Raw genomic sequence first — 435 nt, 5'->3', positions numbered from 1 at the left:
ACCAGGTCGACCATGTCGAGCAGGTAATCGATATCCTCGACCCCGGTGCCCGGGTTCAGCGCCAGACCCGCCTTGCAGCCCGCGCCGCGGATCGCCTGCAGGGTGCGGTGGATATGCGGCCCGGCCTCCAGATGCGCGGTCAGCACGTCGGCGCCGGCCTCGGCAAAGGCCTCGATATACGGGTCCACCGGAGAAATCATCAGGTGCACGTCCATCACCGTGTCGATGTGCTTGCGGATCGCCTTGCACAGCGGTGGGCCGAAGGTGAGGTTGGGCACGAAATGCCCGTCCATCACGTCCACGTGGACCCAGTCGCAGCCCTGCGCCTCGATCGCTTCGATTTCCTTGCCGAAATTGGCGAAATCGGCGGACAGGATCGACGGCGCGATCTTCAGGGAACGGTCGAAAGTCATCTCAGGTCTCTCCTTTGAGGGG

General features: G+C 63.9%; 1 protein-coding gene. It reads right to left on the bottom strand.

What is annotated here, in order from left to right:
- A partial coding sequence (locus tag IT775_RS21180; protein WP_212703237.1) for a ribulose-phosphate 3-epimerase occupies positions 1-413 on the bottom strand: 413 nt, incomplete at its 3' end.
- Positions 414-435: the final 22 nt, after the last annotated feature.

This window comes from Thalassovita aquimarina (assembly GCF_018219815.1).
Classification (GTDB): domain Bacteria; phylum Pseudomonadota; class Alphaproteobacteria; order Rhodobacterales; family Rhodobacteraceae; genus Thalassobius; species Thalassobius aquimarinus.
This window is presented reverse-complemented; position numbering and strand designations above follow the sequence as displayed.